At 61.9% G+C, this 9195-nt stretch carries 9 protein-coding genes; 3 read left to right on the top strand and 6 right to left on the bottom strand.

The features are described from left to right. Positions 1-922: RNA-guided endonuclease InsQ/TnpB family protein (locus tag EGH21_RS23775; RefSeq protein ID WP_220620886.1), on the bottom strand; the 922-nt coding region annotated here is incomplete at its 3' end. A gap of 1000 nt (positions 923-1922) precedes the next feature. Between EGH21_RS23775 and EGH21_RS23770 the strand changes: the two genes are divergently transcribed. After that, the gene (locus EGH21_RS23770; RefSeq protein WP_220620885.1) at positions 1923-3404 is read left to right on the top strand and encodes a carotenoid oxygenase family protein; all 1482 of its coding nucleotides are present in this window, start codon (positions 1923-1925) and stop codon (positions 3402-3404) included. A 37-nt stretch (positions 3405-3441) separates the two neighbouring features. On the opposite strand, the gene EGH21_RS24855 is transcribed toward EGH21_RS23770, so the two are convergent. From EGH21_RS24855 to EGH21_RS23750, 5 genes are all read right to left on the bottom strand, one after another. Further along, on the bottom strand, positions 3442-3855 hold the full coding sequence (locus EGH21_RS24855) for a DoxX family protein (RefSeq protein ID WP_425433334.1): 414 nt from the start codon (positions 3853-3855) through the stop codon (positions 3442-3444). A gap of 143 nt (positions 3856-3998) precedes the next feature. After that, positions 3999-4472, bottom strand: a complete 474-nt coding sequence (locus tag EGH21_RS23765; protein WP_220620884.1) for an FKBP-type peptidyl-prolyl cis-trans isomerase — start codon at positions 4470-4472, stop codon at positions 3999-4001. A 234-nt stretch (positions 4473-4706) separates the two neighbouring features. Then, complete coding sequence (locus tag EGH21_RS23760) at positions 4707-5006, bottom strand: DUF3006 family protein (protein WP_220620883.1); 300 nt, start codon at positions 5004-5006, stop codon at positions 4707-4709. Then, the gene (locus tag EGH21_RS23755; RefSeq protein WP_220620882.1) at positions 5003-6421 is read right to left on the bottom strand and encodes a lamin tail domain-containing protein; all 1419 of its coding nucleotides are present in this window, start codon (positions 6419-6421) and stop codon (positions 5003-5005) included. The genes EGH21_RS23760 and EGH21_RS23755 overlap by 4 nt, the downstream gene beginning before the upstream one ends. Before the next feature lie 112 nt (positions 6422-6533). Next, the gene (locus EGH21_RS23750; protein ID WP_220620881.1) at positions 6534-7175 is read right to left on the bottom strand and encodes a cyclase family protein; all 642 of its coding nucleotides are present in this window, start codon (positions 7173-7175) and stop codon (positions 6534-6536) included. Between the two features lie 154 nt (positions 7176-7329). On the opposite strand from EGH21_RS23750, the gene EGH21_RS23745 reads away from it, so the two are divergent. Next, positions 7330-8829, top strand: coding sequence for a sodium:solute symporter family protein (locus EGH21_RS23745; protein ID WP_220620880.1), 1500 nt, complete (start codon positions 7330-7332; stop codon positions 8827-8829). After that, positions 8826-9053: a hypothetical protein gene (locus EGH21_RS23740; RefSeq protein ID WP_220620879.1), complete on the top strand. Its 228-nt coding sequence runs from the start codon at positions 8826-8828 to the stop codon at positions 9051-9053. Before EGH21_RS23745 ends, EGH21_RS23740 begins: the two co-directional genes overlap by 4 nt. Positions 9054-9195: the final 142 nt, after the last annotated feature.

Genomic DNA, 9195 nt, shown 5'->3' with positions numbered 1-9195 from the left:
ATTCGACGTACTCGTAGAGGCGTCGGAACCCCCAGACGTGTTGCCACGTCGCCTCGGGAATATTCTCCCGAATGTGGGTCAAGTCCTCGAACACGATGTGCGAACAATCGTTCTCGACGGCCTCCTCAATAAGTTCGTTCGCCACCGTGTGCAGGTATATCTCAAACCGTCCGTACTCCTTCTGCCCGACTGATTCAATGTTCTCGTGGGCATGGCGAGAGCCACACTGCTGGAGCGATGCACGGCGTTTCTCGTACTCTCGACGCCAGTGGTTGAACTCGTCTGCCGACCAGAATCGCCCCGTCGAAGCGACGGCGAGGTTGTTCACACCCAAATCCACACCAAGGACGGTTCTGTGCTTGGACTCGGATTCAGGCGTCTCATCGTCTGTTTCGACCTTTCGCATCGAGGCGTGGAGATACCAGTCACCGTCGCGGTACTGCAAGTGAGCCATCCGAAACTCGAAGTCCTCGTCGGAGACGTACTTGGTCGGCGGTGTCTCAGAGCCGTCGGGGAGGATGTAGTCGCACTCAACACGCCCGTCTACGGTCGAAAGGGAAACGTGGTCACGGTGGAACGTTGCGCTTCGCTTGTCGTACACCGCGCTGTCGGCGGAGAAATATGGTTGCGACGTATTCTCGCCACGTTTGCGGCGTTCGACTCCGCTTTTGACGGCCTCGACCGCCCTGCGAATCCCTTTCTGGACGAGGTTGGCGGTCAGGTCGGTTTCGTCGCGGAGTTGGTCGTAGAGGGCGCGTTCGGCTTTGGCTTTCGAGGTGACGTGGTATCCGTCGTCGCCGTGCCAGCACCACTCGCTTGCGGTGTTGGCGCAGTGTTTGAACTGCTCGACAGTCTCTTGAAGGGAGGCGTCGGCTCCTTCGGGAGTGTCGAGTTTGATGACGGCGGTACGACGGTATTCCACTGTGTTTCACATATATAGCTAGTGTTACGTATATGTTAAGGAGTTGACTTGCCATTCGTAGCGTGGTTTGTGTCATCGGTTGTCGGCTTCCTCCCCGACCTCAAGGGTCGGGGCATCCGCCTCGTACCGCCTGTGAAGACACGTCGGAGTCGGGCGAACCGTCGTCATAGAGCCGCCGGAGAAGCGCTAGTCAGACTACTCGAAAACGTGCTAACGAGGAGGTCTCCGGGTAAGCAGGTCCATATGATCCGGTATCGACCGACTGTTTTTGTATCGAAAGTACAAGTTCACGATACGGTCGTCGGCCGCTCGTGTTCTCACCCAAGAGCGTGCATGTGGTCGACGACCACTCCTGACCGAACAGTTGCAGCGGTTCTCCGACTCTATTCGTATCCCTGTTTGTTCAAAGCGATCAGCGCCAGCCCCAGTGTGGTAAGTGTGGCGTGAACCCGAACCGACTCACTACTACACGTGGTACCAAGGAACGGACCCCGACACAGTACGGACCATGTAACTCTCAAGCCTCGTCTCACCGGGGTCCGACTCCCAGTTCGTCCATTGTCTGGTGCACGGATGGGACCGAGACGAGGCCGGTCGGTGGCCGCCGCGTGAGGAACGGGGGATATCCAACCCGTCCCATCTCTGTGGCCCAATCGCCGGCACTCACCCTATGCATCGTACTGCACCGAGGGCACGTCGGGGGCATCACCATCGAGACGGAGCCGACAGCCACGCGGTGTGCCCGTTTCTCCCGAGACAGCCCTCGTGACGACGATTGTCGGAGTCACTCCAAGCGACGTCGTCGCACATACGAGTGGGGGGTCGTTGGCAGCGAGAAATCGACGACCGCCGCGGTCGACATGGTCATCGACGCTTGGGGCCCGCATCGATAGTTGCGATACAGCAGCGTTCGACGACCCGGCTGGCCAAACAGCGATGTACAGGACACTCGAGACGGTACTGCCGCCAGTTCTTAGCCGACCGAGTCCTTGGAGTGCCCATGGAGTCACATCCCGGCTTCCACTCGCTCCACGAGGAGACAGCCACCTCGCTCGCAGTGACGGGGACCTTACCCGAGTGGCTCACTGGCAGCCTCGTTCGGAACGGCCCGGGCGCCTTCGACATTCCGTCGGGCAGCAGCGTGGACCACTGGTTCGACGGATTCGCGATGCTGTACCGGTTCACGTTCGACCCGGGGTCGCGTGCCGGCGGGGCCGACGGCGACACAGTCCACTACCGGAACAGATTCCTGCGGACCAACGCCTACGAGGCAGCACGACGAGACGACTTCGAAGGTGGGTTCGCGACGGGCGAGACCACGCTCCGGTCACGTCTGGCGGCGTTTCTGACGGATCCGTACGACAACACCAACATCATCGCCGAGCGGTTCGGGGACGACTACGTCGCCCTGACCGAATCACCGAGGAAGGTCCGCTTCGATCCGAACACGCTCGAGACGGTCGGTCATCTCGAGTACGACGACGAGGTGCCATCCGGGCAACTATCGTGTGCCCATCTCAAGCGTGACCCCGCGACGGGGGTGCTCGTCAACGTCGAGACGAGGTTCGGCCGCACCAGCAAGTATCACGTGACCGCGACCACCCCGGCGGGCGACCGACGACACGTCGGGAGTGTCGATACAGATCGGCCGGCGTACATGCACAGTTTCGCCCTGACGCCGCGCTACGTCGTGCTCACAGAGTTCCCACTGCGTCTCGACCCGCGGCGGTTCCTCAAGCCGGGCCGACAGGCACCATTCATCGAACAGTTCGAGTGGGAGCCAGACCGTGGAACCCGGATCGTCGTCGTGGACCGGACGACCGGCGCGGTGATCGCTGAACCCGTAATCGACGCCACGTTCGGCTTCCACCACATCAATGCCTTCGAACGAAGTAATGGTCGAGAACTCGTCTTCGACCTCGAAACAGTACCCGACGCGACGACGATCGACTCTCTGTATCTAGAGAATCTCCGGGCCGGCGAGATGGGCGCCATCGTCGGGCGTATCGAACGGTTTACCGTCGACCTGGGCACCGCAGACAGTGCCTCCCGCTACGGTGTTGGTGAGCCGACCGTAGCACGCGAGATGCTGTACGGCGACGGCAGCGCACTGCCGACCGTCTCACCGACGTGCTGGTGTCGCCCGCATCGGTACGTCTACGCGATGGGGATGGACACACCAGTCACCGAATGGGCACGCCGTATACTCAAACTCGACACGGATACGGGCTCAACCAAGACGTTCGACGATGGCGGTGACTACTTCGGCGAGCCGATCTTCGTCCCGGCGCCCGACGCCGAGAGCGAAGACGACGGCGTCGTCCTGACGGTGGGTCTCGACACCGACGTTGAGCGGTCACGGCTGCTCGTGCTCGACGGCGCTACCTTCGAAGAGCGCGCTCGGGTGACGTTGCCCCACGCGGCCCCGTTCGATTTTCACGGCCGCTACTTCCCGGAACTGCGAGCGGCGGCCAGCGACTGATGACGGGCAAGCGTCGGGCCGACGAGACCGGCCAGCGCTACGCATTACCGTCAGCCCCTGCATCCGTGTACCAGTACGCCCACAGTATCAATACGCCCTGCAAGGGTAACCGGGCCCAACGGGCCAGCGCAGAGGGGTCGCCGCCACCGGGCGCTCCCTCGATACTGACCATCGATACCGCCATGTACACGTTCGCGGGGAAAATGGCGACGAGTAACGCGATTGTCGCCCACGCGGCATACGGTCGGGTCCGTGGCACCAATAGCCCGATTCCGACACCGATTTCGGCGACACCGGACAGATACACCAAAACCAGCGGCGCCGGCAATGCCGGTGGCACTATCTGGACATACAGTTCCGGAACGACGAAATGCAAGACCCCAGCGACGACGTACAGTGGCCCCATCACGTACAGTAACGGCCGTTTGAATCGCGCTAAGCCAACACGCATCAACGCCGAATAGGGTGAGGAGGAGGAAGCAAGTTCGGATACAGACACTTACCCTGATTCTCGGCTTGTTTAGCTGTGAACCGTCTCGGGGTCAAGCCCCGAGACACTCGGCCTGCCCCACTTGTAGAACGCTCGGCAGACAATCAGCTGCTGTCGACGTCGAGGATCTCGATTTCGAACTCGAGTGTCTCGCCGGCGAGTTGGTGATTGAAGTCGAGTGTCACGACCTCATCACCGATATCGACGATCTCTCCCAGCCCTATCTGTGTCTGTATGAACGCACCCTCCTGTGCATCCTGATCGCCGATCATCTCGTCGAACTCGGAAGCACTGATCTCCTGGACGTCCGCTTCACTCCACTCTCCGTAGGCAGACGCCGGCGGAATCGTAACCGTCGTCGTCGTGCCTTCCTCGAGGTCGTACAGCGCCTCTTCTAAGCCGTCGATAACGTCGCTGTCGCCGACTTCGACAGTCAGTGGGTCGTACTCCCGACCGGGTTGTTCCTCGATGACGCCTGTCTCTTCGGCAACCTCGCGGCGTGAGGTTTCGAAGACCGTTCCATCGTCCAGTCGACCGGTGTACTCCAGCGACACGACGTCGCCATCAGTGATGGTCATACGAGTACGTATCGCGTCAGACAGATAAAAAGCGGCAAACGCCATCGTCCAATCTGACAGCCCCCCAACCACTATATATCACTCTGTGTCTATCGTGGCGAAGGTGCTGACGATTACGAGCACGACGACGGCGAACGCGCCACCGGAGTTGGCATCGCGATGTAGTATGACACGAGCGTTTTCAGTCGACTGTATCCACGTGAGGCAAACGGTGGCCTCCGGGTCGCGGATACCTCAGGACTCCTCGTCGGAGGGCGGCCGACTCGACAGTCGGTCGAACCGGTCCTGTGCAGCCTCCTTCCGCGTCTCCGTTCGGTCGGGTTCGTAGGTCCAGTCGACGAACGCCTCGTCTTCAACGGTCACCGACAGAATCGCGTCGGCGTGACGTCCGTCCTCGGGCAGCACTGTCGAATCCAGCACCGCGTCCCCCACTTCCTCGCCGTCTCGTTCGAAAAAGACCGTCGCCAGTCCGTCTTCGATCGAATCGACAACGGCTGTATAGCGCCCGTCTTCGAAGCCCTCGGTATCTGTCATCCGTATATCTCCTCTATCACGACAGCACCCTCACTGTTTCGCACAGTGACCGTGTCCCCATCGTTGTTCCAGACCGGTGACCCCACGTCCCAGTACAGGTCCGTCGCACTGTCGCTCCAGCTGCCGGTATGCAAGGTCACTGTCGACCCGGCCTCCAGCGTGTAGCCGTCCGGGAACGTGTAGGTCTTGCCGGCCTCGTCCGTAACCGTCCATCCCGAGAGGTCCAGCGATGCGTCCCCGCTGTTTTTGAAGACGACGTACTCGTCGTTGAGATTCGTACGCTCGTCACCGTCGGCGTCGGCGTGGACGGCCTCGATTGATAGTGTGCCCTCGCGGGTCGTCGTCCCACCATCCGCCGCGACGGCCGTCGAGTCCGTGGCACCGCTGCCTGCATCAAGTCGAGCCCGTTCGACGACATCACCCTTCGTCCCGGGTGGAACTGGGTCGCCCTCGCGGACAGCGAGCGGGTCGGTCGGTGCTGCCCGCTGAGTCCGCACAGACACCGTCTGCCCGTCGCTGACGAGGACGACGTTCCCGTGTGTCGCCGTCCAATAGGTGGGAATCGATCGGTCAGACAGTCTGTTCAGCACGGCCTCTGTGGGGTGCCCGTACTGAGAGTCGTACGCACTCGAGACGACCACCGCCTGAGGGTCGACGGCATCGAGTAACTGTTCGCTCGTCGAACTCGAAGAGCCGTGGTGGCCGGCCTTCAGTACCGTGGACTGCAACTGGTCGCCGTATCGGTCGGCCAGATACGCTTCCTGGTCGTCTTCGGCGTCACCGGTCAGCAGGAAACTCGTCTGGCCATAGGTGAGCTTGAGGACGATGCTGTTCTCGTTACGAGCGGCGTCCTCGAGATACGGCTCTGGCGGCCCCATCACCTGAACGTCGACGCCCTCGAACGGAATCGAGTCACCGGCACGTGTCTCGTACAGGGTGACGCCGTGCTCTTCGACGGCGTCGAGATACTCACTGTAGGTCTGCGTGCTCGCGGCGATACCCGGGTCGTAGACGGCCCCGATACCGTCGGCTTCGGCCTCGTAGTAGTCGATGATAGCGGCGTTGCCCCCGATGTGATCGGCGTCGTTGTGTGAGACGACCATGTAGTCGATGCGGTCGATGTCGTGCGCTTGGAGGTACTGCAGAACGGATTCCCCGTCGTCGCGATAGTGGCCGGTGTCGACGAGCATCGTCTCGCCGGTCGGGCCGACGACGAGCGTACTCACCGACTGGCCGACGTTGATGAAGTGGACCTCCACCGTTCCGTTAGCCGTGGTCGTCGACGGTATGGGCGTGGCTTCCGTCGTAGTCGTCGATTCAGGGGTGTCGACTGCCGGCGCCGCGCCCGAACAGCCAGCCAGAAGCACGACGAGTGTCAGACAGACAACCCACACAGGCGGCGACCGGCTAAGCATAGTCCCAGTCTACGTACGTTGCAGGTATAGGTGATGTGGCCCGTCGAGGACAACCCCGGGCGAAAATGAGAGGGAACCAACCGTTCTCGGGGGGGCCGGCCCCCGCGTCGGTTCACTCGTAGCGAGCGACGGCACGGACCGGTGCTCCGTCTCCTGCCCCGACCTTCAGCGGGAATGCGAGGAGTTCGAAGCGGTCGGGCACCGCCTCGAGGTTGGTGAGGTTCTCGAAGATGAGGTGGTCGTTGCCGAGGAGTGTGTGGTGGACGGGGAACCCCGCTGGTTCGTCGGGGGCCGCGCTCGGGGTCGGCGTCGGGTCCGGGTTCAGCGCGTCCACGGCGACGTCGTAGCCCTGTTCGAGACAGAAGTCGGCGGCGGCCGGTGTCAGGTAGGGATGGTTGCGATAGATGGCGTCCCCCCAGTGGGCGTCCCACCCGGTCCGAACCACGAGCACGTCGGCGTCGGTGACGGGCAGGTGGTCCGGGCCGATAGGTGACCGCGAATCGAGTCCGCGGCAGTCGGCGACGGCGGCGTCAAGCGCGAACCGGTCGACGGGGAACTCGTCGATGGTAGCGCCGTCTGACTCGGTGTGGCTCGGCGCGTCGACGTGCGTCCCGGTGTGGCTACCGCAATCGAGCCGCATTACCCGGTAACCATCTTCCGGCATAGTTGCGTGTTCTTCGACCGAGACCTCCGGGTCGTGAGGGTACACGGGCATCCCAGATTTCACAGTCTGCGTCAGGTCGTGGGCCTGCATGCTGCTAAATCTGAACTATTGACACAAATAGGTAGGGTATGTCACGACCCCGTGTATTTTAGTAGATTCGTGCAAATGGTGAGGTTGATATGGCAAGCTATTTCCACCAGAATCGGTCACAGGGGACAAGGACCATCAGTCGGGGGTCGGTATCATGGTTAGTTCCACGGGCGGATACGCCCTGATCGGCGTCTGGGCGGCGCTAATGATCGGACTCGCGTACTTCATCTTCAGACGTCAGAGCGTCAACGATACGAAGGAGTTCATCACCGCTGGCGGCCGCGCACAGGTCGGGTTGACCACGGCGAGTTTCGCGGTGACGTGGATGTGGGCGGGTGACATCCTCGGCGTACCACAGTACGTCGGCTTCGTCGGTGTCGCTGGGATTTGGATGTACGCTGGGCCCGCTGTCCTGTCCTCGTTCCTCGTGATGCCGTTCGCGCTGCGGATGCGTGAGCTGTTCCCACAGGGGCTGACCTACAGCGAGTACTTCATCAAGCGGTTCGACAAGCGGGCACACCTCGCCGTCATCTTCGTCGTCCTGTACACGATGGTACTCGGCGGTGTCATCCAGTTGTACGTCGGCGGGACGGTCATCGGTGGCCTCGCAGGCATCGACCCGACCATCGTGATGGCGCTGCTGATGGCCGTCATCGGCGTCTACATCCTGCTCGGTGGGCTGTGGGGCTCGATGACGACGGACTTCGTCCAGTTCATCAGCGCTATCGCGCTGACGCTCGTGTTCGCACCACTGCTGGTCTTCGAGGTCGGCGGTCCTTCGGTCGTCTATCAGGACATGGTCGCGAACCTCGGCGAGCGGTCCGGTGCGTTCCTCAGTATGGCTAACTTCGCGCCCATCGAGGGCTTCTTCCTGCCCTACGCCCTCGGACTGGGGGTCTGGGGTATCGTCAGCCTGTCGACGTGGCAGCGTATATTCGCGGTCCGGCGGGACAAGACCACTCGGTTCCTCACGGTGGGCGGTATCGGGGTGTTCTCGACCATCGCGATGTACAGCCTCATCGGCTTCGTCGGGCTGGCCGCGTTGCCCGACGTCGCTCCGGGCGCCATCGCGACGGAGGCACTCGCGCTGCTACCCGGGTGGGCGGCAATCGTCTTCCTCCTCGTCGCGCTGATGGTGCTCGGCTCGTCGACCGACTCGTACCTGACCGCCATCGCCAGTCTGTTCTCGCGGGACATCTACTTCCGACAGTTCAAGCCTGATGCCGACGACGAGAGCCAACTGCGTGTAGCACGCTTCGCGAGTCTCGCGTTCGCGCTCATCATCTTCCTCGCGACTGAGTTTGCGCTCCGGAGCGGCGTGACGTTCATCCAACTGCTGCTCATCGGGGGTATCGGGTCGACGGCACTGGTCGGTCCCTTTGCCCTCTCGCTATTCTGGTCACGAACGAGCACCGCTGGCTTCATTTCGGGAGTCATGTTCAGTCAGGTCGTCACGGCGCTACTGCTGATAGTCTCGTTCCAGATGTACGCTGTCCCAGGTGTTCCGGCGCTGAAACTGTGGGAGGTCATGCTCGTCGGCCACCTCGTCTCCACGGCGCTGACCGCCGTCGTCAGTCTCGCCAGCCCGGACGACTTCGACTTCGATAGCGTCGCCGGTGAGACGGTGGTCGCCGACGGAGGTGACGACCGATGATGAGCGAATCGATGTTCGTCGGGATGCTGGTGCTGTTCTGGCTCGCCGAGTTCGCTTTCGGGGCGATCGTCATCTACTGGTTCGTCCGCCAGGGCTTCGCCGACGAGGGGACTGCGAGCGGGACGGACTTCCCCCTCGAAGATTCCAAGCTCACGAAACAGTCGCTCGGTATCTGGGGGCTGTTCTTCCTCGCCATCGTCATCGGTATCGTCGTGGGTGCCTGAGAGCGGCCAACTTCAACGCTCTTGCGAAGTAGATTGTTGATAGCGAGAGCTGTGGCTGAAAGTCGAAGAGGGCAAGGGCACCGCGCCAGCGGTGCCCGATATGTTCCCACTAAGCCGGTTCGTGTCGGAATCGGCCGCAGCG

Source organism: Haloarcula rubra, assembly GCF_019599465.1.
GTDB lineage: Archaea > Halobacteriota > Halobacteria > Halobacteriales > Haloarculaceae > Haloarcula > Haloarcula rubra.
Note: the sequence above shows the minus strand (reverse complement) of the source record. Positions and strands in the feature narration are given on the sequence as shown.